The organism is Streptosporangium sp. NPDC002607 (assembly GCF_053592655.1).
In genome coordinates this window covers 1-26,100 of sequence record NZ_JBSFWD010000009.1, presented here as the reverse complement: position 1 = coordinate 26,100, position 26,100 = coordinate 1, and the positions used below count along the sequence as shown (strand labels likewise).

The window sequence follows — 26,100 nt, the reverse complement described above, 5'->3', positions numbered from 1 at the left end:
AGGTAAGGGGGACGAGAACCATGGCACGTACCGCATCACGAGGTGGCCCCCGGGGCACCTATTCTCCCGCGGAGACGCGGCGGGCGCTGCTGGCAAGTGCACTGAAGCTGTTCGAGGTCGGCGGTTACCACGCGACGTCCGTGGAGGACATCGTGAAGGAGGCCAACCTGACCAAGGGGGCCTTGTATCATCACTTCTCCGGTAAGGAGGAGATCCTTCAGCAGATACAGGAGGAATACATCGACGACCGGCTCCGGAACTGCCGTCGCATTCTTGAGTCATTCGAGACCCCGGTCGAACGGTTGCGGCAGCTCATCCTTGAGTCATTGGTCGCCATCGACCAGTTCCGCGCCCATGTCACCGTGTTTACTCAGGAGCGTCGCTTCCTTACCGAGGAACGCTTCGCCGCGATAAAGAAAAAGCGCGACGAGCTCGACGCGATGTACGAGTCGGTGATCCGTCAAGGTATCGAAGAAGGGGTTTTCAACTCGGCCCTGCAGCCACGTATCGCCAGCTTCGGAGTCCTTGGCATGCTGACCTCGGCGTACAACTGGTACCGCCCTGACGGCCTGCTGGCCGTCTCCGAAGTGGCCGACCAGCTCTCCGAGCTGGTCCTCGGAGGACTGATCTCGCCGACGAGCGGGGCTTCTTCCAGCCGGTAACGTCCCGACCGGTCGGTGTGAGAAAACGGGCACCGTCGCGTGCCCGGTTACTCACCGGGCCCGGGGTGTCCGTCGTAGGCGGAGAACCTGGGGGCGCGCTCGGACGACCGCGCCTCTGAGGATGCCCTGTGATGCTGCTGACCTCGGCGTTGACGCCGTTCGGTGGAGGCCGTGGAACGGCCCGCGAACGCTGACGCGTCCGCCGGGGAAGTACCGGGAGTCCAGACATCCGGCACCTTGACGATCTCAGTTTGATACCCGTACCATACCTACTGGTCGGAATGTAACGAGGGGGTTGAAGCATGAAATTTGGCGTGATGAATCTGTTTCCGGCCGAGGGTGACGGAGACGACGCGCAGGTGCTGCGAGACACCATCGAGGAAATCCAGATCGCCGACGAACTGGGATTCGACTCGTGCTGGCTGGCGGAGCACCATTTCTCGCGCTACGGGATCCTCGGTAATCCGCTGATGCTGGGCACGGCGATCGCCGAGCGGACGCGCAACATCACCATTGGCACCGCAGTGGTCGTCGTCCCACTGCACGACCCGCTTCGCATCGCCGAGGACGCCGCGCTGCTTGACATCCTGTCCGGCGGCCGTCTCGTGCTCGGCATCGGACGCGGCTACCAGCCGAGCGAGTTCCGAGGTTTCGGCAAGGACCGCAACGCCAACAAGGAGCTGTACGCGGAGATCGTCGACATCCTGAAGCTGGCGTGGACTCAGGAGAACTGGTCGTACGAGGGCAAGCACTTCCAGTACAGCGACATGAACGTCTTCCCGAAGCCGGTGACTCCGGGAGGGCCGCCGATCCTGCACGGCACGTCGTCACCGGAGACCTTCCGGCAGCGCGGGCTGGCCGGCGACCACATCATCGTGTCGTCCAGCTTCACGCCCATGCAGCGGATCAAGGAGAACTACGACTCCTACCGTGAGGCGCTCGTCGAAGGCGGGCACGAGAGCGGCGGTTTCGACCTCCCCTTCATGCAGCAGGTGTGGGTCGGCGGGAGTGCGGACGGTCTGCAGGCGGCGGCAGGGGCCGCGCTGAACTACTACCGCAGCGTCGGCAAGGTGATTCCCGGCTCCGACGAGGCGATCGAGTCGGAGCGGGCGTACTACGACAAGGTTCAGCGGAACATCGGTCTGCTCACCGTGGAGAAGACCCTGACCCACGGCGGCACCTTCGGGTCGGTGGACCGGGTGGTCGACACCCTCGGCCGGATCCGGGACGAACTGGGTGTCACCCACTACATCGGCTGGTTCCACATTCCCTCACTTGACCGCAAGCGTGCCATCGAGTCGATGGAGACCTTCGCCGCGAAGGTGATTCCCCAGCTCACCTCGGTCTGACGGTCGGCCCAATCCCAGTTCCTGGAGAGTTTGATGAAGAAGAGCGAGTACGAACTCCTGGCCTCTCAGTGGGACGCCGAAGGCATGGCGATCGACGAGAAGGCCATCGAGAACTCGGTGCTGTACGAGAAGGACCCGGAGAAGGCGGTCGCCTACATCATCTTCAATGTCCCGGAGAAGCTGAACGGCATCCCGGTGGCGGCTTTCGAGAGGGTCGGCGACCTGATCCGGGAGGCCGAGGTGGACGACGACGTGAAGACGATCGTCTTCAAGGGCAACGGCGACTGCTTCGGCTCCGGTGCGGACGCCGCCGAGCTGGGCTACTACATCGGCTACGGCAAGAACAAGAAGGGCGAGCGGGCGGGGCGTCCGGCGCAGCGCCAGCGCATCCTCCCGGATAGGAACCTCCTTTCCGAGAGCCTTGGAAACAAGGTCACGAACTGCCTGAAGGCGACGATCTGCCAGGTGCACGGTTACTGCTACGGCGGCCACATGAAGATCGCGCTGGGTGCCGACATGATCGTCGCCTCGCCGGACGCCCAGTTCACCCATCCGGCCTTCCGCTACCTCGGCTCCGCTCCGCAGGACATGTACCTGTGGATCGAGAACCTGGGGCTGAAGAAGATGAAGGAGATCATGCTGACGATGCGGCCCCTCACCGCGGAGGAGGGGGAGCGCATCGGCTTCGTCAACCAGGTGGTGCCCAGAGAGGAGCTGGACGCCGCCGTCGACGAGTACGTCACGGCCATCTCGTTCATGCCGCTGGACGGCCTGATGATCGGCAAGTCGATGATGCGCATCGCCATGGAGGCTCGCGGCAAGGGCGTCGGCGAGGTGGGCAACTGGATCGGGCACGCTTGGGCCACGAACCTTTCGCTGGCGGAGGGCGAGTACAACTTCGTCAAGGAGCGGCGGGACAAGGGCCTTGCCCAGGCGCTCAGGGACCGGGACGCCGCGGTCGCGCCGAGATTCCGGCTCGGAGGAAAGCTCGGCTGACGTCCACTATCGAGGGAGAGTTGCCGATGGTCGGCGAGATCCACCACATCGCGGTCAGTGTTCGCGATCTTGAGAAGTCCATCCCGTTCTATCGCGACGGGCTCGGACTGCGCATGACCTTGGACATGCGGGTGGGCAACGAGACGATGCACAAGCGGCTGCGGACACCTCCGGGCGCCGGTGGCAGGGCGGTGTACTTCCAGGGGCCGACGAAGATCGGGCAGCTGGAGCTGATCCAGTGGGACCTGCCGGTGCCGGAGGACTCCCACCCCAAGCGGCCGGGAGACCCGGGCGTCTTCTCCATATGTTTCCCGGTACCGGCCGACGAGATCCAGGACGTGTACGACCGTCTGGTCGGCATGGGGGTGGACTGCTACCACCCCCCGGCGACCAGCGTCCTGGACAACTACGGTCCGATCACCATGTTCATGTGCGAGGACCCGGATCAGATCCAGGTCGAGTTCGTCAGCCTGCCCACCCCGGAGCAGGTCCGTGCCTTCAGGGCCGCGCAGCGAGCGGAAACGGCGTCAGCGGGTACGCCGGAACAGGAGCGATAATGAAGTTCGGCATCTTGGCGTCGCATCAGTACCTGCCGGAGGACGACCTGCGCCAGCGGCTCTACGAGCTGTGGGACCTGACCGAGCTGGCCGCCGAGCAGGGGTTTGACTCGATCTTCGCCATCAACCACTTTCTCGCGAACCTGCAGACACCGCAGACCATCTCGGTCGTCGCGAAACTGATCCAGCACTCCGGCAACATGACCGTCGGGACCAGCCTGGTGATCCTGCCCGCCTACCACGCCGTTCACATCGCGGAGGAGTTCGCGACCCTCGACCACATGGCCGGGGGAAGGCTGGTCCTGGGGGTGGGGGCGGGCTACCGGAACAACGAGTTCGCCGCCATGAACATCGACAAGCCCAACCGTTTCCGGAAGATGCATGAGCAGATCCGGTTGATCCGCGCGCTGTGGACCGGCGAAAGGGTGGACTTCGACGGCGAGTTCTACAGCGTCCACGACAGCATCTGCGTGAAGCCGTTCCAGCAGGGAGGTCCGCCGATCTGGGTCGGGGCCGGAGGCCCGATCTCGGTGCGGAAGGCCGCGGAGCTGGGCGACGCCTGGATCATTCCGGGTAACTCGCCGAAGCCCGGCTGGCACGTGAAGGCCATGGCCAATCACGACGACGCATTGGCCAAGGCCGGCAAGTCGCGTGAGGGCCGCGAGTACCCGATGATCGTGAACGTGTTCTGCGCCCCCACCACACAGCTGGCCAGGGACACCGTGCGATCGAACGTCGAGCGGGAGTACTTCAACTACGCCGAGTACCCGCAGCTCGCCTTCCAGAAGGAAAAGTTCGAGTACATGTGGGAGAACCTGTTCATGGTGGGTGACCCCGACTTCGTGGCCGAGCGCATCGCGCGCCTGGAGGAGACCGGTGTGAACCACATCATCGCCCGGCCGTACTGGCTCGGGACGTCGCACGAACGAACAGTCGAGTCCGTCAAGCTGTTCGCGAAAGAGGTCATGCCGCGGTTCGCCGGTCTGGCCAGCGTCTGAGGGCGGACGGTGCCTCGCAGCACGGAGACCACGTTCGCCATGGCTGCCCACCTGGTCGGTGCGGCTCTCGTTCCCCTGAGTTTCCCGCCTGCGGAGCGACGGAGCCGCGCGACCCGGTCAGCCCCGGCGAGCGGGGAACCTCTCCCGGACGCCCTCTTCGGCCGGAAGAGCATACCGACCGGACGGTATTAAAATGGGGAATCCACTGATTCGAAGGAAGAGCGGAATGAGCGCTACCAAGGATGTACCGACCGCGGCGCCGACGCGTGACCTCGGCGGTTTCTTCGCGCCACGGCGGGTGGCGTTGATCGGTGCGAGCGAGTCCTCCGGCTGGACCCGGCTCGTTCTCGCGGGCACGGACCTCTCGGCGGGACTCGACGTCGTCCTGGTGAACCCGCGACGCGGCACGGTGCACGGGCGACGGACCGTGCCGGGCCTGGACGCGCTGGACGAGCCGGTCGACCTCGCCTTCGTCATGGTCGGACCGGACCACGTGGCGGACCTCGTCGAGCAGGCGCTGGCGGCCGGTACCAGGGACTTCGTCGTGCTCTCGGCCGGTCTCGGTGAGGCGGGCCCCAAGGGTGCGGAACGACAGCGACGTCTGGTGGAGCTCTGCGCGGCCGGGGGCGCCCGGTTGCTCGGCCCGAACGTCAGCGGGTTCGTGAACGCCACGGACGGGGTGCGGCTGTTCGGCCTGCCGGTTCCGGACGGTCTGCCGACCGGCCGCGTGGGGGTCGTCATGCAGTCCGGAGGGTTGGCCACCCACGTGCTCAGCCTGGCGCGGAGCTGGGGCACGGGTCTGAGCCTGCTCGCCACCACCGGGAACGAGGCGGTGATCACCGCCACCGACGTGATCGACCACCTCGTCGACGACGAGGCCACGGATGTCATCGCGGTGTTCCTGGAGTCGGTGCGCGACCCCGCGGCGTTCAGGGCGACCGCGCTGCGGGCGGCGGAGCGGGGCAAGCCGATCGTCGCACTGCATGTCGGCAGCTCGTCACTGGGACGCGAGGCGGCCCTGTCGCACACCGGTGCCCTGGTGGGCGACCACGCCTCCACGGTGGCGGCCCTGGAGGACCTTGGTGTCGTCCCGGTGCGTTCGATAGAGGACCTGGTGGCGACGGCGGCACTGCTCGGCCGCCACCCCCGGGGCCTGCGTGGACGCCGGCTCGCCGTCGTCGCCGCGTCGGGGGGAGCGTGCGAACTGATCGCCGACGCGGCCGAGCCGCTGGACTTCACGCTGCCTCCCTTCGCCGGTCCCCTGGCCAAGGCGCTGGTCGAGGAGATGCCCGCCTTCGCCGACGTCCAGAACCCCCTGGATGTGACGGGGTTCGTGGTCAAGGCGGCCGACCTTCCCTTCACCGCGACACGACTGGTGGCGGAGCACGGCGCCGACGACTACGACGTGACGATCCTGCAGTCCGTGGTGCTGCCGGCGGCGCCTGGACCTGACGAGGACGTGGTTCGGGCCCGGTTCGGGCGGCTCGCCCAGGCGATCCGGGACAGTCCGGTACCGGTGGTGCTCCAGACCGGTGCGGTCTTCGCGTTGAGCCCGTTCGCGCTGGAGATCGTCCGTGAGAACGACCTGGTCATCCTGCCGGGGATCGCGGCGGGGATGACCGCGCTCGACAGGTCCGCCAGGTACGCGGAGCTGCTGCCGCGCGCGCTGCGGGACCGGAGCCCCGCCGCGCCGGTGACCGGCGGCACCGCGGGCGCCGCCGCTTTCGAGCCGGAGAGGCTTCTGGTCGAGTACGGAGTGCCGGTACCCCCCAGCCGCCTGGCCCGCACGGCCGACGAGGCCGCGGAGGCGGCCGCCGAGCTGGGCTTCCCCGTGGTGCTCAAGGTGATCAGTGAGGACGTGCCCCACAAGTCCGATGTGGGGGGTGTGGTGCTCGATCTCCGCGATTCCGATGCCGTGCGGTCCGCCTTCGAGAAGATGCTGGCCGAGGTGGCGAGCCGGCTACCGGGCGCGGTGCTGGACGGAGCGCTGGTCGCCCCGATGCGTCCGGCGGGCGTGGAACTGCTGGTCAGCGTGATCAACGATCCGACCTGGGGTCCGCTGCTGACCGTGGGGTCCGGTGGGGTGCTGACCGAGTTGCTGGAGGACGTCGTGGTCAGGCCGCTTCCAGTGCCTGAGCGGGACATCCCGGGCCTGCTGTCGGAGCTGCGCGTCTCGCGGCTGCTCGGCGGCTTTCGCGGTTCGGCGCCCGCCGACCTGGCAAGGGTGGCGGCCGCCGTGCACGGAGTGCAGCGGCTCGCGACCGCCCTCGGCCCCGAGCTGCGGGCTGTCGAGGTGAACCCGCTGTGGGTCCGCGGAGACCGGGTGGAGGCGCTGGACCTGTTGGTCGAGTGGGCCCCTCGGCCGGAGGCGGAGAAGGTGGACAGCCAGTCCGGCACGCAGTAATATTCCGACTAGTCGGTATCAAAATAATGGGCGCCGGAAGTGGACCGCGGCTCACCCGAAGCGCCGGAGGGGCCCCGAGGGCAGGCGCGATGGGCGCGGCCGATCCGCCGGGAGAACGGAATCACGATGTTCGGCCACCGTGCCAACAGCCGAGGAGGACAGTTGAGGCGTAACCTCGTACACGACCTGGAGGCGCGGGCGAGCAGGTCGCCACACCGCATCGGACTCATCCATGAGGATGGCCGGACCTGGACGTACCGGCAGATCGACCAGGCCGCCTCGGCGGTCGCCCGCGCCCTCGTCGAGCATGGCTCGACGCCGGGCAGCCGGGTGGGCCTCTACCTCGCCAACAGCCCCGAGCTGGTCTTCGGTCTCGCCGGCTGCTGGAAGGCCGGTCTCGTTCCGGTCCCGATGAGCGGGCTCTACAACTCCGACGAGGTCCGATCGTGCATCGCCAAGACCGGGCCCGGCATGGTGGTCGCCGACCCGGCGAGGCTCCCCGAAGACGGCGTCGGCGTCCCGGTGCTCTCCCTTGACGTGGTCCGGACGGCGGGGGAGACGGCTCGTGGTTCCGCCGAGAGCGACTCGCCGCCGGTCAGGGCCCCCGAGCCGGCCGACGAGGACGAGGGGCTGCTGCTGTTCACCGGTGGTTCCACCGGAATGCCGAAGGCCGTGGCCGTCACCCACTCCGGCACGTACGCCTCGATGTCGACCCTCGCCCGGGCGCAGAAGGGGGGGCGGCAGCCGGAGGAGGGGCTGTACGCGCCGGCGGACGAGTCCGTGCCGCCGAACCTGGTGCTGCTGCCGCTCTTCCACGGCGGCGGCATCCAGTCCCTGCTGTTCGGCTGGCACGTCGGCAGGGCGGTGCTGCTGGTCGAGCGATTCTCCGTCGACCGGATCGCGCGGCTGGTGCCGCGCTACCGCGTCGACAATCTGTTCCTGCTGCCGACCATGGTGTACGACCTGACGCACACCGCCGAGCAGCTGGACATCTCCTCGGTACGCAAGGTGCTCGTCGCGGGGCAGCGGCTGGACCCCGAGCTGAAGGCCCTGTTCGAGCAGAGGTTCGGCGTCATCGTGATGTCCAACTACGGTTCGGCCGAGCTCGGCCACGTCGCGGGGTGGAATGCCCGGGACGTTCGTGAGGGGCGCTGGAAGCCGGGGTCGGTCGGCCGGATCTACGACGGTGTCGAGCTTGAGATCCGGGACGAGGGCGGCGCCTCCCGGGAGGCCGGGGAACAGGGCGAGATCTGGGTCAAGTCCACGCGCACCAAGGGCTACGTCGACGCGGACGGTGACGGGGCCTCGCTCGTGGAGAACGGCTGGGTCCGGTCCGGCGACATCGGCTATGTCGACGCCGACCGGGTGCTGTATCTCGTGGGGCGTAGCAGGGAGGTCATCAAGACCGGAGGTTTCCAGGTGTGGCCGGGGGAACTGGAGGCGGTCCTACGCCGGCATCCCGCGGTGGCCGACGTCGCGGTGGTCGGCGTGGCGGACGATCGCCTCGGCGAGGTGCCCAAGGCGTTCGTCGTTCCCACGGCGGGAACGGCGGTGGGAACGGCGGTGGCCGACGAGCTGATCGCCTGGTGCCGTGAGCGGCTCGCTCACTTCAAGAGCGTGCGGCAGGTGGCCTTCGTGGACGCGCTGCCCCGGAGCGAGGCAGGAAAGGTCCAGCGCGCGGCGCTTGTCGCCTCGGACGCGTCCCGGTCCTCCGGGGCGAACGACATCAAGGAGTCGGCATGACGACTGTTCCGATGACCGGATCGTCGCGCCAGGCCGGATCCTCCGGCGCGTCCGCGACGATCCCGGGAGCGCACTTCCGGCGGGTGCTGGGAAACGTGCCGACCAGTGTCGCGGTGGTCGCCGGTATCGGGCCGGACGGGCAGCCGGTCGGACTGGCGATCGGCACGTTCACCTCCGTGTCCATGAATCCCCCGCTGATAGCCTTCTGCCCCGGTGAGAGCTCCACGAGCTGGCCCAAGATCCGAATGGCGAGGCGTTTCTGCGTGAACGTCCTCGCGGCCGGCCAGGAGGACGTCTGCGCGGCCTTCGCGAGCAAGCAGCCCGACAAGTTCCGCGGACTCTCCTGGGCGGCGGCGGGCAACGGCGCGCCGCGGTTGGAGAACGTGGTCGCCTGGGTGGAATGCGATCTGGAGGCCGAGTACCAGGCGGGCGACCACAGCATCGCCGTCGGCAGGGTGACGCACCTTGAGACGGGGACCGGGGAGATGCCGCTGGTCTTTCTCGGCGGGCGGTACCTCAGTGTCGACTGAGGCCGATCTGGCCTCGGCGGCTCGGCGGCCGATCGACTGGCGACCGGTTGAGATCCGTCCCGGCCTGTGGTCGATACCGGTCGCGATACCGATCGCCTCGCTCCAGGCGGTCAACGTCTATGTCCTCGAACTGGCGGGCGGTGGCATCGCGCTCGTGGACGCGGGCTGGGACAGCGAGGAGTCCTGGCGGAGCCTGCGAGACGGACTGGCCTTCCTGGGACGGCGTCTTGACGAGGTGCGCAAGGTGGTCGTCACCCATGCCCATCCCGACCATCTCGGCCTCGCCTACCGGGTGGCGGGCGCGTCGGGGGCCGGCGTGCTGGTGCACGAACTGGAGGCGGGACGGCTGCGGGGCGGCAGGAGCGGCCCGCTGAACTTCCGGCGAGCGCTCGAGGCCACCTATCCCCGCTGGGGCGTGCCTTCGGCGCGGGTCGAGGAGATGCTGGCCGCCAGCGCCCCCTCATCCGAGGAGTCCTGGACCGCTCCGGTCACGGGGGTGCCCGACGGGGCGATGCTGGATCTGCCCGGGTGGTCGGTGCGGGCGGTGTGGACCCCCGGTCACACGCAGGGGCATCTCTGCCTGTACGACACCGGGCACCGGCTGCTGTTCTCCGGTGATCACGTGCTGCCGCGGATCACGCCGGGTGTCGGTGTGCACCCGGCCGAGGAGTCGGACGTCCTGGGGGACTTCCTGGCCTCCCTGCGAAAGGTGGCCGCGCTCGACGTCGAGGAGGTGCTGCCGGGGCACGAGAACCGGTTCTCCGGACTGCGCGAGCGGACCGACTTCCTGGCCGGCCACCACGACCTGCGCCTCGACGAGGTGGAGTCGGTGGTCCGCGCGGACCCCGGGGTGTCCGGTTGGCAGGTGACGCGGCGTATCGGCTGGTCACGGCCCCTGGAGCGGTTCGGTTCCGCGATGGTCCGGGCCGCCGTCGCGGAGACCATGTCGCACCTCGTCCATCTCGAGACGCTCGGCCGCCTGGCGCGACTCGACCGGAACGGGGTGTCCACCGAGAGCTGGGTGCCTCGGGACTCCTGAGGTCGAGGCCGTCGCGGGCCGGGAGCGACCCGGCCCCGGGCCCGCCGGTCAGGCCTGCCGGGGGAGCGACCGGTAGATCGAGAGCACCACGGAGTCACCGAGCCGGACCGCGGCCCGTTCCTCGTGCGCGGTCAGGGCCGGCGCCATGACGGACAGCGCGCCGGCGGTGATCAGCAGGTCGTGCGCGGCCGCGACATCGGCGACCTTGACGTTGAGGCTCACCGTCGCGCCGCCGGGCAACTCCTCGGCCACGGTCAGGGCCACGGTGACCCCACCCGCGTCCAGTGCGGTCCAGCGGGCGCCGTCCCTGACGGTGACCGGGAGGTCCGTCACGCGGCCCAGCAGCCTCTCGGCGGCGGCGGTGTCCTGGACCGCGACGGCGATGCCGCGGAGCACGCCACTCTGCTGGGGGGCCACGGTCATGATGGTCTCCTTCTCGGCCTGACGGCCGCCCGGCCGCTCACGACCCGGACGTTGACGGGGATGTGCACCCGATCATACCATCTGGTCGGTATCTAAGGACAGGTGATGATGTTCCAAGACTTCGGCTCCTTCCGTGACCGCCTTCATGAGATCGCCGTGGACGCGGTCCGACCACGGGCCGCCGAGATCGACGCCGACGGCCTTTACCCCGAGGACGTCTACCGGAGATTCGCCGCGGAAGGGCTGCTGGCTCTCAGCCTGCCGCCCGAGCTCGGCGGTCCCGACGGCCATGCCCCCCGGGGGGTCGCCGCGCTCACTCACGCCACCGAGGTGATGGCGCAGTACTCGAGCGCGGCGGGCCTGATGCTGCTGCTGTCCCGGTTGCCCGCGGCGCCCCTGCTCCTTGGGGGGACGCCGGAGCAGCGACGGGAGCGGTTGATCCCCCTGGGGCGGGGCCGGAGCAGAGGCTCGTTCTGCATGTCCGAGCCGCAGGCCGGTAGCGATGTGCTTGGTGTGTCCACCCGCGCCGAGCCGGACGGCGACGGCTGGCTGCTCTCGGGTCACAAGAGCTGGGTCTCCGGCGCGGACGAGGCCGACTGGTACGTGGTGGTCGCGACCACGGCCGACCCCGCCGAACGACGGCCGGACGCGCTGCGCGCCTTCATCGTGGACCGGGACGTCCCGGGGCTGAGCCTCCGGCTCCATCCCCGCTCGTCGGTCCGGGGAATGAGCCTGGGGGACATCGGACTCGACCGCGTGCGCGTCCCCGGCGACGCCATGCTGCCGGGTATCACCGGGCTCGGCCCTTTGCTGCGCTCGCTGGCGACCATGCGCCCCGTCGTCGCCGCGCGCGGGCTCGGCCTCGCCGAGGCGGCCCTGATGCACGCGGTGCGCTACGCGGAAACGCGCCAGGTCAACGGGGTGGCGCTGATCCGGCAACAGGGGATCCAGTGGGAACTGGCCCGGGCGGCCGCCGATGTCGAGGCGGCCAGGCTGCTGACCTACCGGGCCGCGGCCCTGGTGGAGAGCGGCGACAGCGGGCCGGATTCGGCCGGGCAACTGGCCGTGGCGAAACTGCACGCCACCGAGTGCGCGGTACGGGTGTCCGGGTTGGCCACGCAGATCTTCGGTGCCGCGGGAAGCGTCGCCGGACACCCGGCGGAACGGTTCTACCGCGACGCGCGGAACCTGACCGTGGTGGAGGGGACGTCGGAGATCCAGCTCGGCATCATCGCCCGCGGTCTCCAGGACCGGCATCTGTGGTGGGGATCAGCGGAGAAGAGGACGGTGCGTCAGTGAGCATGTGCGCGGGCCGGGTGGCCATCATCAGCGGTGCCGGACGAGGCCTGGGAAGGTGCCACGCCGTCGCGCCGGTCGCCTGCACGCGGATGACCTCGGATCTGGTGACGGACCCGCGCGCGGTCGGCGAGCCGGCGCCCGAGCAGGTCTCGCCGGTGGTCACCTGGCTCGCCGGCGACCCTGACGGCGCGGTACGGTGCGTGCCGCCGTGGCGCCGGGCGTCGTGATGGCCGAACGCAGGTCCCCTTTCCAGGCACTCGCCGTGGTGAGCTATCGCTGGTTCGCCCTCGCCCAGGTGCTGGGCAACGGCGCGATGTGGATGCACCGCACCGCCCACGTGTGGCTCGTCGTCCAGATCTCCGGTGGTGACGGCGTGGCGGTCGGCGTGGTGACCGGCCTGCAGTACATCTCGATGATCCTGCTGGGGCTGAGCGGCGGCGCGCTCGGCGACCGGTTCGACAAGCGCCGGATCATGCTGATGACGCAGAGCGTCGTCGTGCTGGCCAGTGTCGTCCTCGCGGTGCTGATCGCCGGTGACGCCGTGACGCTGCCGATCGCCTACCTCTTCGCCGTCCTGCTGGGCGTCCCGGGAGCGCTGGACGCGCCCGTGCGGCTGGCCTACCCCCGGCAGCTCGTCCCGTACCGGTTCCTGGCCGCGGCGGTCGGGCTGAACGGCGCCGTCTTCCAGCTCGCGCGCGTCGCCGGGCCCGCCCTGGCCGGCGGTGTCATCGCCTTCTCCGGCACCGCCGCGGTGTTCGCCGTCGTCGCGCTGTTCGGCCTGATCTCCTGCCTCGCGCTGGTGAGAGTGCGTCCGCTGCCCGGCGGCGAGAAGGCGGAGGCGGAGGAGCCCGCGGTCGGTCGCCGGGGTCTCGCGGACCTGCGCGCGCCGGCCTATCTCGTGCCGCTGCTGGGCGGGCTGATGCTCGGCATCGGCATGACCCACCTGCAACTGGCCATCCCGCTGCTGGTGGACTCCACGGAGAAGGACGCGGCGGGGAGCTTCGGCGCGTTGACGGCGATGATCGGGGCCGGCGGCATCGTGGGGGCGGGGCTGGCGGCGTCGCTGAGGTCCGAGCCGACCAACCGGATCCTGCTCGCCTGGTCGGCGGTCTTCGCCGCGGTGACGGTGCTGGTGTCCACGCTCCCGTCAGGGCTCATCCTGGCCGCCGGGCTGTTCGTCGCGGGTGCGACGATGCAGGTGTTCGGCACCTCGGCCATCTCGGCGCTGCAACTGCGCTCACCCGCGAACGTCCAGGGGCGCATGATGGCGCTGTACGTGATCGCCTTCTTCGTCTGGGTCCCGGTGGGGGCGCCGATCTTCGGCTGGTTCGCCAACCTGGTCGGGGCACGGCAGGCCCTGGGTGTCTCCGGACTCGTCTGCCTTGCCGTGGTCGGGCTGCTCGCGCTGTCCTTTCTGACCGGCCGCGCCGTGACGCGCGAGCAGCACCGGGAGTGACCGCGCCTCGGCCGCTCAGCGACGGATCGTTACGGCTCCGGGGTCGCCGTGGCCGGTGAAGTGCCGCTGGAAGTGCGCCCACTCGGTTTGGAGCGCCTCCGGCGGTGTCTGCCGGCGGACCGACCGGATGAGCGCGGTCATCTCCGCCACGGCGGTCCGGTCGTATCCGGCCAGCACCCGTGCCGCCTCGTCGACGGTCTGCACCAGCAGGCTTCCCTGAACCGTCCGGCTCACCAGGCCGAACTCGGTCATCTCGGCGGCGCTGAACCGTTCGCCGAGGAGCAGCATCCGGGTCGCGCGCGCGGCCCCCACCGCGCGGACCAGCCGCGCGGAGCCGCCCCAGGCCGGGATTCGCCCGTGTGGCAGGTGCAGGTCCCCGAAGACCGCGTCCTGTGACGCGATCACGAGGTCGCACGCGAGGACCAACTCCAGCCCGCCGGCGAACGCGGCCCCGTTCACCGCGGCGATCACCGGCAGCGGTGACTCCTCGATCGCCGCCATCAGATCGCGTCCGCTCTCCAGGAAGGCCAGGCGGGAGTCCGCGTCCCGCAGGGCGGCGGAGGCCCGGACGTCGGCCCCGGGGCAGAACGCCCTGCCGGTTCCGGTGACGACCAGGGTCCGCACCGCCGGGTCGGCCGCTCCGTCGGCGAGCCACCGGGTCAGCCCGGCGACGATCTCAGGGCCGAGGGCGTTCGCCCGCTCCGGCCGGTCCAGGCGTGCCCACAGCGCCGAACCCCGGCGGCTGACCTGAACGTAGCTCATGGCTCGACCACGACCTTGCCGAACACCTGGCCGGAGAGCAGCCGGGAGAACTGCTCACGAGCCGAGTCGAGCGGCGCCACCGAGTCCACCAGCGGCCGGACGCCGCCGGCGACGAGGAACCCGATGAGGTCCTCGAGTTCGGTCCGGGTGCCCATCGTCGAGCCGAGCACGTTGATCTGCCGGGAGAAGAGCCGGGCCAGGTTGGTCGGCGCGTCGAAGCCGGTGGTCGCGCCGGAGAGCACCACGGTGCCGCCCGGGCGTACCGCGGCGAGAGAGGACTTCCAGGTGGCCTGCCCCACGGTGTCGAGGACGACGTCGCAGTCGGACGGCAGCCGCGCCCCGGACATGACGACCTCGTGCGCGCCGAGCTCGGCGGCTCGTCCCGCCTTGGCGGGGTCCCGCGTGACCACGCGCACCCACAGTCCCGCGGCGCGGGCCAGCAGGATCGCGGCCGTGGCCACCCCGCCTCCGGCGCCCTGCACCAGCACCCGGTCACCGGGCCGCGCCCGAGCCTTGGTGAACAGCATGCGGTAGGCGGTCAGCCACGCGGTGGGCAGGCAGGCCGCCTCGGCCCAGGAGAGCGCGGCGGGTTTCGGGACAAGGTTGCGGCGCGGGACGACGATCCGCGCGGCCAGGGTCCCGTGCCCCGCGTCCGAGAGCACGGACCGTTCCGGGTCGAGGGTCTCGTCACCACGGCCGCGCGCGGGGTCGCCGAGGACTGAGTGGATCACGTACTCGTTGCCGTCGTCGTCCACCCCGGCCGCGTCGGTGCCCAGCACGCAGGGAAGGCCGCCTGCCGGAGTGACGGCACCGCGCAGCGTCCACACGTCGTGGTGGTTGAGCGAGGCGGCCCGCACCGTGATCGGCACCCAGCCGTCCGGCGGTACCGGTTCGGGGCGCTCTCCGACGGACAGGGCACTGACGGGGTCGTCGGCCGACGTGGCGTGCGCGAATGCGGCGAGCATCGGGGGCTCCCTGGGCGGTCGAGGAGAAAGTTCTCGACATCATACCAACTGGCCGGTACGATTCTGGATATTCAACGCCTCGAATGTTCGAGGGATTCCACACCATCGTTGTGTGAGCGTCTGTGCTGAGGAGGATTGGATGACGACCGACTTCGGCGATAAACGGCTCGAGGACTTTCGCGCTGAACTGCGACAGTGGTTGAGCGAGCATCGGCGGCCGGCACTCGCGTCGAAGGGCGAGTACGAGCTGGAGCGCGAAGCCTGGCGGAACCCTGAGTCGCCGCTCTACGAGGACTTCCTCGCCTGGGAGAAGGCGTCGCTGGAAGCCGGGTTGGTCTGTCCGCACTGGCCCGTGGAGTACGGCGGCCGTGGACTGGACGACCTGGAGATGGCCGTCCTCGCCGAGGAGTTCGCACGCGCGGACATGCCGCGAGTGACCCGGGGGATGGGGGAGCGCCTCGCCGGTCCGGCCATCCTCGCGCACGGCACCCCCGAGCAGAAGGCGTACTTCCTGCCGCGTGTCGTCAGCGGCGAGGACAGGTACTGCCAGGGTTTCTCCGAGCCCGATGCCGGCTCGGACCTGGCCGCCGTCGCCACCCAGGGGGTCGTGGAGGGTGACGAGATCGTCATCACCGGGCAGAAGATCTGGACATCCCGGGCGCATCTCGCCGACACGCTGTTCCTGCTGTGCCGGACCGACCCGCACGCCCCCAAGCACAAGGGCATCTCCTACGTGCTCGTCCCCATGAAGGACAACGGGATCACGGTGCGGCCGCTGATCACCATGTCGGGTGAGGACGCGTTCTCCCAGGAGTACATCGACGGCGCCCGAGCTCCCCTGTTCAACGTCATCGGGGGCCTCAACAACGGGTGGCGGTCCGCGATGACCACCCTCGGCAGCGAGCGTGGCGCGGTGGCCGCCGTCCAGCACCTGGAGTACGAGAAGGAGTGGGAGGCCCTGGTCGAGCGGGCCAGGGAACTCGGCAGGGACGCCGATCCGCTCATCCGCCAGAAGCTGGCCTGGGCCTACTGCCAGGTGCACGTCATGAAGGCCACCGGCCAGCGGGTTCTCGCCACCCTCGCCTCCGGAGGGGAACTGGGCGCCGAGGCGTCGCTGACCAAGCTGGTCTGGAGCGAGTACCACCGGAAACTGGGCGAGATCGCCATCGACATCGAGGGCGCGGAGGCGCTGGTGCGTCCCTCGGGCGACGGCTACCGGGTGGGGCGCTGGCAGAAGACGTTCCTCACCAGCCGCGCTGAGACGATCTTCGCGGGAACGAGCGAGGTCCAGCGCCGGATCGTCGCCGAACGGGTACTCGGCCTGCCGAGGTCGTCCTAGCGTGGCGATCCTCGACAAAGTGACCGGTGGCGCGCGGTCGGAGGCGGCGCGGGCGACGTCGGACCTGAGCACGCTCTTCCGGCCGCGCTCGGTCGCCCTCGTCGGCGCGACGGAACGTTCCATGTGGTCGGTCAACGCCTTCGAGAACCTGCGTCGCTACTCGCCGCGGATCGCGGTGCACTGCGTCAGCCCTTCGCGGGCGACCGTGCACGGTGTCACGGCGGCGGCCTCCCTCAGCGCGCTGGGAGAGGCGGTCGACCTGGCCTACATCATGTCCCCGCGCGACACCGTTCCCGACATCCTGCGTGAGGCGGCCGCGAACGGGATCGGCGGTGCCATCGTGCTCACCGCGGGATTCGGGGAGACGGACGACGGCCGAGCGCTACAGCGCGAGCTCGTCGCGGCGGTGGAGGAGACCGGCATCCACCTGCTGGGGCCGAACGGCAGCGGGTACGTGGACGTGCGGCACCAGGTCGTACCGTTCGGCCTCGCGCTGCCGGACCTGCCCGACCCCGGCGGTGCCTCGTTCGTCCTGCAGTCGGGCGGCCTGATGAAGCCGTTGCTCTCCCTCGCCAGAGCCTGGGGTGTGGGGGTCGGCATGCTGGCGGGCACCGGGAACGAGGCCACGCTCTCGTCCACCGATGTGGCGCGGTATCTCATCGAGAGCGAGGAGACCGGGGCGATCGGCCTGTTCCTCGAGGCGTTCAGGGACGCCGAGGGCTTCCGGTCGCTGGCGGAGCGCGCGCTCGAACTCGACCGGCCGGTCGTGGTGCTCCCGGTCGGGCGCAGTGAGGTGGCCCGGCGAACGGCGATGTCGCACACCGGGGCACTGGCGGGAGACGCCGCGGTGACGTCCGCGGTGCTGCGGGAGCTCGGCGTGGTCGAGGTCTCCTCGATGGAGGAGTTCGTCGCGACGACCGAGCTGCTCTCTCGCGGGGTGCGGCCGCGCGGTGGCCGCCTCGGCGTGGTCTCGGCGTCCGGCGGAAGCTGTGAGCTGGTGGCGGACAAGGCCGCCGACGAGGGGATGACCCTGCCGCGGCTGCCACCCGCGGCGCTGGAGGAGCTCCGCTCCCTGCTGCCGGCCTTCTCCCACGTGCAGAACCCTCTCGATGTCACCGGTTACGCGACGGTGAACCCGAGACTGCCGGTGGACGCGGCCGCCATCATGGGCAGGACCGGGGCGGAGCACTACGACCTGCTGCTGTTCCAGGCGTTCGTCGCGCCCCCCGGGCGACCCGCCGACCCCGACTTCACCCGCGCCCACTTCGCGGCGATCGCGGACACCGTCAAGGGGCTCGACGTCCCGGTGCTGCTGCAGGACGAGGTGGGTGTCGGGCTCAGCGACTTCGCCCGGGAGCTGTTCGCGGAACTCGGCCTCGTCAGGCTGCCGGGAGTCGAGGTCGGGTTGCGCGCCGTCGCCAACGCGATGCGCTACACGGGCAGCAGAGAGCGGCTGCGCGGGGCGGAGCGGACCGGCGCCGCCCGGCCGACGTCGTCCGCACCTCTGCCGGAGGGCCCGCTGTCGGAGGCGCGGGCGCTGGAGTTGCTGGGTGGCCACGGCGTCCCGGTGATGCCCCACCGCCTCGTCTCGGACGCGGCGGGCGCGGTGGAGGCCGCACGGCTGCTCGGTGGCCGGGTGGTGTTGAAGATCTGCTCGCCGGACATCGCCCACAAGTCCGATGTCGGTGGCGTCGTCCTCGACGTCGAGGGTGACGACGCGGTGGCCGAGGCGTACACCGGCCTGATGGCCACGGTCACCGCCCGGGTACCGGAGGCGCGCCTGGACGGCGTGCTCGTCGCGCCCTTCCGCCCCGGTGGCGTCGAGCTGATCGTCGGCATCAACCGCGACCCCGTCTGGGGGCCCGTTCTCGTCCTCGGGTTCGGCGGTGTGCTGGTGGAGGTACTGGCGGACGTGGCGATACGGCCGCTGCCGGTCAGCGCGCGAGACGTCACCGAGATGCTCGACGGGCTCCGGGGGGCGGCGCTCCTACGGGGAGCACGAGGCCGTGCGGCCGGCGATGTCGACGCCGTGGTCGCGGCGGTCCTGGCATTGGCGGACGCGGCACTCGGCTGGGGTGACGGCTGGGATTCAGTGGAGGTCAACCCGATGCGGGTCGACGGGACGGTGGTCGAGGCCCTCGACGCCCTCGTGGTCGGTAAGTCGGCGTGACATTCACCAGGAAGCGTAAGGAGACGGCAATGAGGCTTGGATTCACGGCTGAGCAGGAGGAACTGCGCACCGGCGTGCGCCGCCTGCTCACCGAGCACGCGAGCACCGACAGGCTGCGGGCGGAGTTGGAGTCCGAGGAGCCCTACGACGCGGGGCTCTGGAAGCTGATGGCGGAGAGCCTCGGACTGCACGCGATGGCGATTCCCGAGGAGTACGGCGGCGCGGGCTACGGCTTCCGCGAGCAGTCGGTGGTGCTGGAGGAGATGGGCCGGGTGCTGCTGCGCTCGCCCTACCTGTCCACCGTGGTCGTGGCGGCCAACGCCCTGCTGCTCGGCGACGACGAGGAAGTGCGCCGCGAGTGGCTGCCCCGCATCGCCGCCGGCGACGCGATCGCGAGCCTGGCCCACGTCGAGGCGGACGGGGACTGGCGGGCCACCCGCCCCCGGGTGAGAGCGGTACGCGACGGCGAGGGCTGGCGCGTCACCGGGACCAAGTCGTTCGTGATGGACGGCGTCCAGGCAGACCTGCTCCTCGTCCTGGCCTCGGTCGCGGGCGGCGAGGAGGGCGAGACCGTGCTGCTCGCCGTGGACACCCGCGAGGCGGGCGTCGTCGCCGAGGACGTACCCGTGCTGGACATGACACGGCGGCTGGCGACGGTGACGTTCGCCGACGCCCGCGGCCGGGCGGTCGCCCTGGGAGCCCGCGCCCGGCGGGTGCTGGACGCGACCCTCGGCATCGCGGCCGCCGGCCTGGCGTGCGAGCAGGTGGGCGGTGCCGCACGGTCCCTGGAGGTGGCCGTGGAGTACGCCAAGGTCCGCGAGCAGTTCGGCGTCCCCATCGGCAGCTTCCAGGCCATCAAGTTCAAGTGCGCCGACATGCTGCTCGACCTGGAGGCGGCGCGCTCCGCGGCGTACTACGCGGCGGCCGCGGTCGCCGACGACGCGGAGGACCTGTCCATCGCGACCTCCGTGGCGAAGGCGGTCTGCTCGGACGCCTACACGGCCATCACCGGAGAGATGATCCAGGTACTCGGCGGGATCGGCTACACCTGGGAGCACGACGCCCACCTCTACTTCAAGAGGGCGAAGGCCTCCCAGCACCTTTTCGGAGACTCCGACCTGCACCGCGAGCAGCTCGCCGTCCGGGTGGGGGTCTGACGTGGCCCGCAACGAGGGGAAGCAGGCGCCGAAGCCCACCCCCGACACCCGGCCCTACTGGGACGGCGCCGCGGCCGGTGAGCTGCGGCTGCCGCGGTGCGTCCCGTGCGGCAGGGCGTTCCTCTACCCGCGCTCGGTCTGCCCCTTCTGCTCGTCGTCGGACATCGAGTGGTTCACCGCCACCGGCAGGGGAAAGCTGCACTCCTACCTGATCGCCCACCGGCCGTCGCCCGGCTTCGAGAACGAGGGACCGTACGCCGTGGCGGTGGTGGAGCTTGAGGAGGGTCCAAGACTCATGTCCAACATCGTCGGGGTTCCCAACGACCCGGAGCACCTTGTCCTCGACATGGATCTCGAGGTCGTCTTCGACAAACACGGTGACGTCGCCGTTCCGAAGTTCCAGCCGGCGGGCGGTGGCCGATGAGCATCCGAGGCAGGGTCGCGATCGTCGGAGCCGCCGAGTCCGAGCAGCTCGGGCGCATCCCCGACAAGTCCGCGCTGCAGCTGCACGCCGAGTCCGGGCTGGCCGCGCTGCGCGACGCGGGGCTCACCGTCGCGGACGTCGACGGGGTGGCCTGCGCGGGGGAGAGCCCGCTGGACGTCGCCAACTACCTGGGTATCAACCCCTCCTACCTGGACGGGACGATGGTCGGCGGGACGTCGTTCATGCTGCACGTCCGGCACGCCGCCGCCGCGATCATGGCCGGGCTCTGCGAGACGGTCCTGATCACCCACGGCGAGTCCGGCAGGTCCCGGGTCGGCATGCAGCCGTGGGCCCCCGCGCCGCAGTCGATGCGCGGGCAGTTCGAGGTGCCCTACGGCGGGGTCTTCGCGCCGTCGACGTTCCCCATCGGGGTACTGCGCTACATGAAGCAGTACGGCATGACGCCGGAACAGCTGGCGATGGTGCCGGTCGTCCAGCGGAAGTGGGCCGCCCTCAACCCGCGGGCGAAGCTGCGGGACGAGATCACCGTCGACGACGTGCTGTCCTCCAAGATGATCTCCTACCCGCTCCACCTGCTGGAGTGCTGCCTGGTCACCGATGGCGGCGCCGCGGTGGTGGTCACCTCCGCCCGGCGGGCCGCCGACGGGCCGAAACCTCCCGTGTACCTGCTGGGGGCCGGTGAGGCGGGAGAGTCGTCGGCCATCTCGCAGATGGCGGACCTGACGTCGTCCCGCGCGTTCCGGGATGCCGGCCGCGCGGCGTTCGCGGAGGCCGGGGTCTCGCACTCCGAGGTGGACCACCTGATGATCTACGACGCCTTCGCGCACGTCCCGCTGTACGGGCTGGAGGATCTGGGCTTCGTGGGCCGCGGGGAGTCCTTCGGATTCGTCGGGGAGGGGCACACGGCCCCCGGCGGGCGACTTCCGATGAACACCAACGGCGGCGGTCTGGCGTACACGCACACCGGGATGTACGGCATGTTCGCCATCTGCGAGTCCGTACGCCAGGTACGCGGGGAGGCCGCGGCCCAGGTGGACGGGGTGCGGACCAGCGTCGTGCTGGGGAACGGCGGCTCGTTCATGAGCGCGGGCGTCCTGGTGCTCGGCGCGGAAGAGGTCGCCGCCGCCTGAGGCGCCACCCCATTGTCGAAACATGTGAACAGGAGGACGGATGTCGCGGTTGTGTGAGGGACGCGTGGTGATCGTGACCGGTGCGGGAAACGGCATCGGCCGCTTCCACGCGCTGGAGTTCGCCCGCCAGGGGGCCAAGGTGGTCGTCAACGACCGGGGTGTCGAGCGTGGCGGCGCGGGTGGCTCGCGCACGCCGGCCGACGCGGTCGTCGCGGAGATCGAGGCGATGGGAGGCGAGGCCGTCGCCGACCACGGCGACATCGCCGACATGGCCTCGGCCGAGGCCATGGTGCAGACCGCCGTCGACCGGTTCGGCACCCTGGACGTGCTGGTGAACAACGCCGGCATCGTGCGTGACCGCACGCTGACCAACATGACGGAGGAGGAGTGGGACGACGTCATCAGGGTCCACCTGAAGGGAACCTTCGCGCCGTCCCGCGCCGCCGCCCGGTACTGGAAGGCGCGTGCCAAGGCGGGCGAGAAGCTGTCCGCGCGCCTGGTCAACACCTCGTCCTCGTCCGGCCTGCTCGGTAACATCGGCCAGACCAACTACGGGGCGGCCAAGGCGGGCATCGCCGGCTTCACCGTGATCGCGGCCATGGAACTCGCTCCGTACGGGATCACCGTCAACGCGGTCGCTCCCGGAGCGCGAACCCGGATGACCGAGGGGCTGATGGCCGAGCCCGAGGGGGACTTCGACCCCTACGACCCGGCCGCCATCTCGCCGCTGGTCGCCTGGCTGGGCAGCGAGCGGTCCGCCGGCGTCACCGGACAGGTCTTCGGGTCCAGCGGAGGACTGCTCAGCGTGTACGAGGGCTGGAACGTCGGCCCCACCGCGGAGCTGCCTCGGCTGTGGCGCGCCGAGGAGATCGACGGAGCGGTCCGCAAGCTGCTGGCCCAGTCCGTGCAAAACCCCCGGCTGCCCCAGCTGGACGGAGCCTGACATGGCCCTCGACCTCGACGCGGTCGGCCGGATCAGCGAGCCGGTGGACATCTCGTGGGGATCCGACGAGGCGCTGCTCTACGCCGTCTCGGTCGGCGCCGGGCAGGATCCGGGCGCCGAGCTGTCGGTGACCACGGAGAACAGCGAGAACCTGCGCCAGCGGGTGCTGCCGACCTTCGGCGCGCTGCTCAGCCAGCGGGTGTCCAGGCCGGACATCGGTTCGTACGACAGGAGCCGGCTGCTCCACGCCGAGCAGCACCTGGAGCTGGCGGCCCCGCCGGCGGTCTCCGGCCGGGCGAGACTGACCGCCGAAGTGCTGGCGATCCATGACAAGGGCAGCGGGGCGATCGTGTGGACCGGCGTCCGCGCGGTCGATCCCATCTCCGGCGCGCCGATGTTCTCCACCCGGTCGGCCGCCTTCATCCGGGGTGCGGGAGGCTTCGGCGGCCCCCGGGGGGCCGCCGACGACTGGAAGCGGCCGGCGCGTTCTCCGGACGAGATCGTGCGCTACCAGACCCGTCCGGAACAGGCGCTGCTCTACCGCCTGACCGGTGACCGCAACCCCCTGCACTCGGATCCCGCGTTCGCGGCCCGTGGCGGGTTCGACCGGCCGATCCTGCACGGGATGTGCACGTACGGCTTCACCGGCAGGGCCGTCGTGGCGGCCGCCTGCGGCGGCGATCCGGATCTGCTCACCGCCATCGGCGGCCGGTTCCGCGGCATCGTCGTCCCCGGGGAGGCTCTGGAGGTCCGCCTGTGGCTGGACGGGGCCGACGTGCTGTTCCAGACCGTCCGGGCGGACGGGACCGTGGTGATCGACCGAGGTGTCGCGCGGATCGACGCGTCCCGTCGCTCCTGGTAGATGACACCTCCCGACTTGGCAATATGTGAGGCACGAAGTGAACAAACGTTCCGCCGGACTTGATCCGTACGACTTCCTCGACATCGACTCGCTGCTCGGCACCGAGGAGAGGGAGATCCGCGACACGGTCCGCCGTTTCGTCAGGGAGCGGGTGTTGCCGGAGATCGGCGACTGGTACGAGAGGGGGGTGTTCCCGCGTGAGATCGCCAAGGAACTCGGCTCCCTGGGACTGCTCGGCATGCACCTGGACGGCTACGGCTGTGCCGGTACCAACGCGGTCTCCTACGGCCTGGCCTGCCTGGAGGTGGAGGCGGGTGACAGCGGCCTGCGCAGTTTCGTGTCCGTGCAGGGTTCCCTGGCGATGTTCCCGATTCGCGCCTACGGATCGGAGGAGCAGCGGGAGACCTGGCTGCCGCGGATGGCGGCGGGGGAGGCGATCGGGTGCTTCGGGCTGACCGAGCCGGACTCCGGCAGCGACCCCGGCAGCATGCGGACGACGGCCCGCCGGGACGGTTCCGACTGGGTTCTCAACGGGACCAAGATGTGGATCACCAACGGTGGCATCGCGGATGTGGCCGTGGTGTGGGCCCGAGCCGAGGAAGGCGTGCGGGGCTTCGTGGTCCCCACCGACACGCCGGGGTTCAGCACCAGGGACGTTCACGGGAAGCTCTCCATGCGGGCCTCGGTGACCTCCGAACTGGTGCTGGAGGACGTGCGGCTGCCGCAGGACGCGGTGCTGCCCGGCGTCGTGGGGCTGAAGGGCCCGCTGTCCTGCCTGAACGAGGCGAGGTTCGGGATCCTGTTCGGCGCGGTCGGCGCGGCACGGGCGTGCTACGAGGCGGCGGTGGAGTACAGCGTCTCCCGCACGCAGTTCGGCAAGCCGGTGGCCGGTTTCCAGCTGGTGCAGCGGAAGCTGGCCGAGATGGCGGTCAGCGTCAACCGGTCGAGCCTGCTGGCGATTCACCTGGGGCGGCTCAAGGACGCGGGGAGGCTGGTGCCGGCTCAGGTGAGCTTCGGCAAGCTGGACAACGTCCGGCAGGCCCTCGACGTCGCGCGCGAGGCGCGCGGCTGTCTCGGCGCGAACGGGATCACGCTGGAGTACCCGGTGATCCGGCACATGACCAACCTGGAGTCGGTCTCCACCTACGAGGGCACGCACGAGATCCACACCCTGGTACTCGGTGAGGCGATCACCGGGATGCCCGCGTACCGATGACCGGCACACCGGCGGGGGCACCGGGACCGGTTCCCGGTGCCCCCGCCGGCGGCGACGCGGGCCGGTTGTTCCGTTCAACGAAGGCAGGGAGGTGGCCGGCGGGTACGGGTAACCATCATCGGGGTGAACGTCTGAGGGGCGGGCACGATCTTCCGGGACAGGGCCGCTGTCTGGAAGGTCAGCCCATGTGCGGGTAGCGGTGGTCGGTCGGCGGGTAGGAGGACCGCTCTCGGGCTCACCTCGCGAGACCAGCTGATCAGTCTCCTGGGAGACGAATCCGCCCAGCGCCGCCACCGGCACGTGTAGCCGCTCCAGCACATCCGGGGCCCGCGCCACCACTTCCCCCCCGGCCCCGGTGGCTTTCCCAATCGGTTGCAAGCCGGTTCCCAGCTCCGTCCGGCACCGTGGTGCGCACGTGCGACGGCGAGGACCGCCGCCATTCATGGTATTTCGCCGACCATGAAACGAAGGTGCTTGTGAGGTGCGTCATGCCCCTGCTCGTTCTCGGCCCGCCGGCCACGCCGTTACCGGGACCCGCCCATGCTGCCGAGTACGGCCATCTGGTCGTCCAGAGCATCCAGGCGGACAGGACCACCCGCACCGGGCTGTGCCGACGAGACGAAGGGCAGCTGCCATGACAAGGGTCTCGATCGACGACATGCCCACCGGGGATCTCCTGGCGGGCGCGTCGCTGGGGGAGTTGTTCGCGGCCTCGGTGGCTCGGAACCCTGATGCGGTGGCCATCGTCTCCGACGGCCGCTCGGTGTCGTACCGGGAGCTTGACGAGTGGTCGGACCGGCTCGGGCAGTGGCTGAGCGAGCGGGGGGTGCGGCCGGAGTCGCGGGTGGCGCTGGTGCTGCCACGTTCGGTGGAACTGGTGGTCGCGGTGCTGGCCGTGACCAAGGCCTGCGGCGTGTTCGTGCCGGTGGATCCGGCCTATCCGCTACGAAGGCAGGAGTTCATGCTGGCCGACGCCGCCCCGGCGCTGGTGCTGCGGGACACCCTTCCGGACGTGTCGGCACATCCGGCGGTGCCGCGCGCGGCCGGCGGGCCGCTGACCCGGGCGGCGTACGTGATCTACACCTCCGGGTCGACCGGCACACCCAAGGGCGTGGCGGTCTCGCATCAGGGTCTGGCGGCGTTGGCGTTGGCGCAGGCGCAGCGGCTGGGTGTGGGCAGGGGGGCGCGGGTGTTGCAGTTCTCGTCTCCGAGCTTCGACGCGTGGGTGTGGGAGGTCATGGCGCTGGCCTCCGGGGCGGTGCTGGTGGTGCCGCCGGGTCGGTTGGCGGGTGCGGAGCTGGCCGATCTACTGGTGCGGGAGCGGGTCAGTCATGCGACGTTGCCGCCGGCGGTGCTGGCGACGGTTCCGGTGGTGGAGTCGGCGGATCTGGTGACGTTGGTGGTCGCGGGTGAGGCGTGCGGTCCGGAGTTGGTGGAGCGGTGGGCGCCGGGCCGGCGGATGGTGAACGCCTACGGGCCGACGGAGTCGACGGTGTGCGTGTCGATGTCGGTGCCGCTGAAGCCGGGTGGTGGGGTGCCGATCGGTCGTCCGGTGCGCGGCACCCGGGTGTATGTGCTGGATGAGCGGCTTCGTCCGGTGCCGCCGGGTGTGGTGGGGGAGTTGTACGCGGCCGGTGCGGGGGTGGCCCGGGGGT

At 70.3% G+C, this 26,100-nt stretch carries 25 protein-coding genes; 22 read left to right on the top strand and 3 right to left on the bottom strand.

From position 1 onward, the window contains the following. Positions 1 to 20: 20 nt before the first annotated feature. The 9 genes from ACWD3H_RS13020 to ACWD3H_RS12980 all read left to right on the top strand — a co-directional run bounded on the left by ACWD3H_RS13020 (position 21) and on the right by ACWD3H_RS12980 (position 10,278). Positions 21 to 662: a TetR family transcriptional regulator gene (locus ACWD3H_RS13020; protein WP_451955084.1), complete on the top strand. Its 642-nt coding sequence runs from the start codon at positions 21 to 23 to the stop codon at positions 660 to 662. Between the two features lie 302 nt (positions 663 to 964). Then, the gene (locus ACWD3H_RS13015; protein WP_355549248.1) at positions 965 to 2,011 is read left to right on the top strand and encodes an LLM class flavin-dependent oxidoreductase; all 1,047 of its coding nucleotides are present in this window, start codon (positions 965 to 967) and stop codon (positions 2,009 to 2,011) included. A 33-nt stretch (positions 2,012 to 2,044) separates the two neighbouring features. Next, positions 2,045 to 3,007, top strand: a complete 963-nt coding sequence (locus ACWD3H_RS13010) for an enoyl-CoA hydratase-related protein (protein ID WP_350929874.1) — start codon at positions 2,045 to 2,047, stop codon at positions 3,005 to 3,007. Between the two features lie 26 nt (positions 3,008 to 3,033). After that, positions 3,034 to 3,564, top strand: coding sequence for a VOC family protein (locus ACWD3H_RS13005; protein ID WP_350962305.1), 531 nt, complete (start codon positions 3,034 to 3,036; stop codon positions 3,562 to 3,564). Next, positions 3,564 to 4,562, top strand: coding sequence for an LLM class flavin-dependent oxidoreductase (locus ACWD3H_RS13000; RefSeq protein ID WP_350962303.1), 999 nt, complete (start codon positions 3,564 to 3,566; stop codon positions 4,560 to 4,562). Before ACWD3H_RS13005 ends, ACWD3H_RS13000 begins: the two co-directional genes overlap by 1 nt. A gap of 226 nt (positions 4,563 to 4,788) precedes the next feature. Next, positions 4,789 to 6,966 (top strand): acetate--CoA ligase family protein, encoded by a 2,178-nt coding sequence (locus ACWD3H_RS12995; protein ID WP_451955083.1) that lies wholly within the window; start codon positions 4,789 to 4,791, stop codon positions 6,964 to 6,966. Between the two features lie 162 nt (positions 6,967 to 7,128). Beyond that, positions 7,129 to 8,709 (top strand): class I adenylate-forming enzyme family protein, encoded by a 1,581-nt coding sequence (locus tag ACWD3H_RS12990; protein ID WP_451955082.1) that lies wholly within the window; start codon positions 7,129 to 7,131, stop codon positions 8,707 to 8,709. Next, positions 8,706 to 9,239, top strand: coding sequence for a flavin reductase family protein (locus tag ACWD3H_RS12985; protein ID WP_451955081.1), 534 nt, complete (start codon positions 8,706 to 8,708; stop codon positions 9,237 to 9,239). The genes ACWD3H_RS12990 and ACWD3H_RS12985 overlap by 4 nt, the downstream gene beginning before the upstream one ends. Continuing rightward, positions 9,229 to 10,278, top strand: a complete 1,050-nt coding sequence (locus tag ACWD3H_RS12980; RefSeq protein ID WP_451955080.1) for an MBL fold metallo-hydrolase — start codon at positions 9,229 to 9,231, stop codon at positions 10,276 to 10,278. Before ACWD3H_RS12985 ends, ACWD3H_RS12980 begins: the two co-directional genes overlap by 11 nt. Before the next feature lie 48 nt (positions 10,279 to 10,326). Here the strand turns inward: ACWD3H_RS12980 and ACWD3H_RS12975 are convergent, their stop codons facing one another. Next, positions 10,327 to 10,701: a VOC family protein gene (locus ACWD3H_RS12975; protein ID WP_451955079.1), complete on the bottom strand. Its 375-nt coding sequence runs from the start codon at positions 10,699 to 10,701 to the stop codon at positions 10,327 to 10,329. 105 nt (positions 10,702 to 10,806) lie between these two features. Between ACWD3H_RS12975 and ACWD3H_RS12970 the strand changes: the two genes are divergently transcribed. From ACWD3H_RS12970 to ACWD3H_RS12960, 3 genes are read left to right on the top strand one after another with little or no spacing between them, the layout of a single operon-like run. Beyond that, entirely contained in the window at positions 10,807 to 12,000 is a 1,194-nt protein-coding gene (locus ACWD3H_RS12970) for an acyl-CoA dehydrogenase family protein (protein WP_451955078.1), read from the top strand. Next, positions 11,997 to 12,227 (top strand): hypothetical protein, encoded by a 231-nt coding sequence (locus tag ACWD3H_RS12965; protein WP_451955077.1) that lies wholly within the window; start codon positions 11,997 to 11,999, stop codon positions 12,225 to 12,227. The genes ACWD3H_RS12970 and ACWD3H_RS12965 overlap by 4 nt, the downstream gene beginning before the upstream one ends. Further along, positions 12,209 to 13,456 carry an MFS transporter gene (locus tag ACWD3H_RS12960; RefSeq protein ID WP_451955076.1) on the top strand — a complete coding sequence of 416 codons (1,248 nt, stop codon included), beginning with the start codon at positions 12,209 to 12,211 and terminating at the stop codon, positions 13,454 to 13,456. The genes ACWD3H_RS12965 and ACWD3H_RS12960 overlap by 19 nt, the downstream gene beginning before the upstream one ends. A 15-nt stretch (positions 13,457 to 13,471) precedes the next feature. On the opposite strand, the gene ACWD3H_RS12955 is transcribed toward ACWD3H_RS12960, so the two are convergent. Both ACWD3H_RS12955 and ACWD3H_RS12950 read right to left on the bottom strand, forming a co-directional pair. Beyond that, entirely contained in the window at positions 13,472 to 14,218 is a 747-nt protein-coding gene (locus ACWD3H_RS12955; protein ID WP_355622347.1) for an enoyl-CoA hydratase/isomerase family protein, read from the bottom strand. Beyond that, a complete protein-coding gene (locus ACWD3H_RS12950; protein ID WP_451955075.1) occupies positions 14,215 to 15,183 on the bottom strand; it encodes a zinc-binding dehydrogenase in 969 nt (322 codons plus the stop codon). The genes ACWD3H_RS12955 and ACWD3H_RS12950 overlap by 4 nt, the downstream gene beginning before the upstream one ends. Before the next feature lie 139 nt (positions 15,184 to 15,322). Here ACWD3H_RS12950 and ACWD3H_RS12945 point away from each other — a divergent pair, with 139 nt between their 5' ends. The 10 genes from ACWD3H_RS12945 to ACWD3H_RS12900 form a co-directional block, all read left to right on the top strand. Further along, positions 15,323 to 16,522, top strand: a complete 1,200-nt coding sequence (locus ACWD3H_RS12945; protein ID WP_355549224.1) for an acyl-CoA dehydrogenase family protein — start codon at positions 15,323 to 15,325, stop codon at positions 16,520 to 16,522. Between the two features lies 1 nt (position 16,523). Beyond that, positions 16,524 to 18,692 carry an acetate--CoA ligase family protein gene (locus ACWD3H_RS12940; protein ID WP_451955074.1) on the top strand — a complete coding sequence of 723 codons (2,169 nt, stop codon included), beginning with the start codon at positions 16,524 to 16,526 and terminating at the stop codon, positions 18,690 to 18,692. A gap of 29 nt (positions 18,693 to 18,721) precedes the next feature. Then, positions 18,722 to 19,849 (top strand): acyl-CoA dehydrogenase family protein, encoded by a 1,128-nt coding sequence (locus ACWD3H_RS12935; RefSeq protein ID WP_451955073.1) that lies wholly within the window; start codon positions 18,722 to 18,724, stop codon positions 19,847 to 19,849. Between the two features lies 1 nt (position 19,850). After that, entirely contained in the window at positions 19,851 to 20,273 is a 423-nt protein-coding gene (locus ACWD3H_RS12930; RefSeq protein ID WP_355549218.1) for a Zn-ribbon domain-containing OB-fold protein, read from the top strand. After that, positions 20,270 to 21,424, top strand: a complete 1,155-nt coding sequence (locus tag ACWD3H_RS12925) for a thiolase C-terminal domain-containing protein (protein WP_355549216.1) — start codon at positions 20,270 to 20,272, stop codon at positions 21,422 to 21,424. Before ACWD3H_RS12930 ends, ACWD3H_RS12925 begins: the two co-directional genes overlap by 4 nt. A gap of 40 nt (positions 21,425 to 21,464) precedes the next feature. Beyond that, complete coding sequence (locus ACWD3H_RS12920) at positions 21,465 to 22,367, top strand: SDR family oxidoreductase (RefSeq protein ID WP_355549214.1); 903 nt, start codon at positions 21,465 to 21,467, stop codon at positions 22,365 to 22,367. A 1-nt stretch (position 22,368) separates the two neighbouring features. After that, the gene (locus ACWD3H_RS12915) at positions 22,369 to 23,229 is read left to right on the top strand and encodes a MaoC/PaaZ C-terminal domain-containing protein (RefSeq protein ID WP_355549212.1); all 861 of its coding nucleotides are present in this window, start codon (positions 22,369 to 22,371) and stop codon (positions 23,227 to 23,229) included. A 37-nt stretch (positions 23,230 to 23,266) separates the two neighbouring features. Next, positions 23,267 to 24,445 (top strand): acyl-CoA dehydrogenase family protein, encoded by a 1,179-nt coding sequence (locus ACWD3H_RS12910; protein WP_355624475.1) that lies wholly within the window; start codon positions 23,267 to 23,269, stop codon positions 24,443 to 24,445. 488 nt (positions 24,446 to 24,933) lie between these two features. After that, on the top strand, positions 24,934 to 25,083 hold the full coding sequence (locus tag ACWD3H_RS12905; RefSeq protein WP_355549208.1) for a hypothetical protein: 150 nt from the start codon (positions 24,934 to 24,936) through the stop codon (positions 25,081 to 25,083). Then, on the top strand, positions 25,080 to 26,100 hold a 1,021-nt coding region (locus ACWD3H_RS12900; protein WP_451955072.1), incomplete at its 3' end, for an AMP-binding protein. The genes ACWD3H_RS12905 and ACWD3H_RS12900, both read left to right, overlap by 4 nt.

Bases quoted from the DNA above. Each gene is read 5' to 3' on its own strand.
- ACWD3H_RS12905 (WP_355549208.1), top strand. From the start codon at position 24,934: ATGCCCCTGCTCGTTCTCGGCCCGCCGGCCACGCCGTTACCGGGACCC.
- ACWD3H_RS12915 (WP_355549212.1), top strand. From the start codon at position 22,369: ATGGCCCTCGACCTCGACGCGGTCGGCCGGATCAGCGAGCCGGTGGAC.
- ACWD3H_RS12920 (WP_355549214.1), top strand. From the start codon at position 21,465: ATGTCGCGGTTGTGTGAGGGACGCGTGGTGATCGTGACCGGTGCGGGA.
- ACWD3H_RS13015 (WP_355549248.1), top strand. From the start codon at position 965: ATGAAATTTGGCGTGATGAATCTGTTTCCGGCCGAGGGTGACGGAGAC.
- ACWD3H_RS12995 (WP_451955083.1), top strand. From the start codon at position 4,789: ATGAGCGCTACCAAGGATGTACCGACCGCGGCGCCGACGCGTGACCTC.
- ACWD3H_RS12945 (WP_355549224.1), top strand. From the start codon at position 15,323: ATGACGACCGACTTCGGCGATAAACGGCTCGAGGACTTTCGCGCTGAA.
- ACWD3H_RS12975 (WP_451955079.1), bottom strand. From the start codon at position 10,701: ATGACCGTGGCCCCCCAGCAGAGTGGCGTGCTCCGCGGCATCGCCGTC.
- ACWD3H_RS13010 (WP_350929874.1), top strand. From the start codon at position 2,045: ATGAAGAAGAGCGAGTACGAACTCCTGGCCTCTCAGTGGGACGCCGAA.
- ACWD3H_RS12935 (WP_451955073.1), top strand. From the start codon at position 18,722: ATGAGGCTTGGATTCACGGCTGAGCAGGAGGAACTGCGCACCGGCGTG.
- ACWD3H_RS12970 (WP_451955078.1), top strand. From the start codon at position 10,807: ATGATGTTCCAAGACTTCGGCTCCTTCCGTGACCGCCTTCATGAGATC.
- ACWD3H_RS12950 (WP_451955075.1), bottom strand. From the start codon at position 15,183: ATGCTCGCCGCATTCGCGCACGCCACGTCGGCCGACGACCCCGTCAGT.
- ACWD3H_RS12985 (WP_451955081.1), top strand. From the start codon at position 8,706: ATGACGACTGTTCCGATGACCGGATCGTCGCGCCAGGCCGGATCCTCC.
- ACWD3H_RS13020 (WP_451955084.1), top strand. From the start codon at position 21: ATGGCACGTACCGCATCACGAGGTGGCCCCCGGGGCACCTATTCTCCC.
- ACWD3H_RS12925 (WP_355549216.1), top strand. From the start codon at position 20,270: ATGAGCATCCGAGGCAGGGTCGCGATCGTCGGAGCCGCCGAGTCCGAG.
- ACWD3H_RS13000 (WP_350962303.1), top strand. From the start codon at position 3,564: ATGAAGTTCGGCATCTTGGCGTCGCATCAGTACCTGCCGGAGGACGAC.
- ACWD3H_RS13005 (WP_350962305.1), top strand. From the start codon at position 3,034: ATGGTCGGCGAGATCCACCACATCGCGGTCAGTGTTCGCGATCTTGAG.
- ACWD3H_RS12955 (WP_355622347.1), bottom strand. From the start codon at position 14,218: ATGAGCTACGTTCAGGTCAGCCGCCGGGGTTCGGCGCTGTGGGCACGC.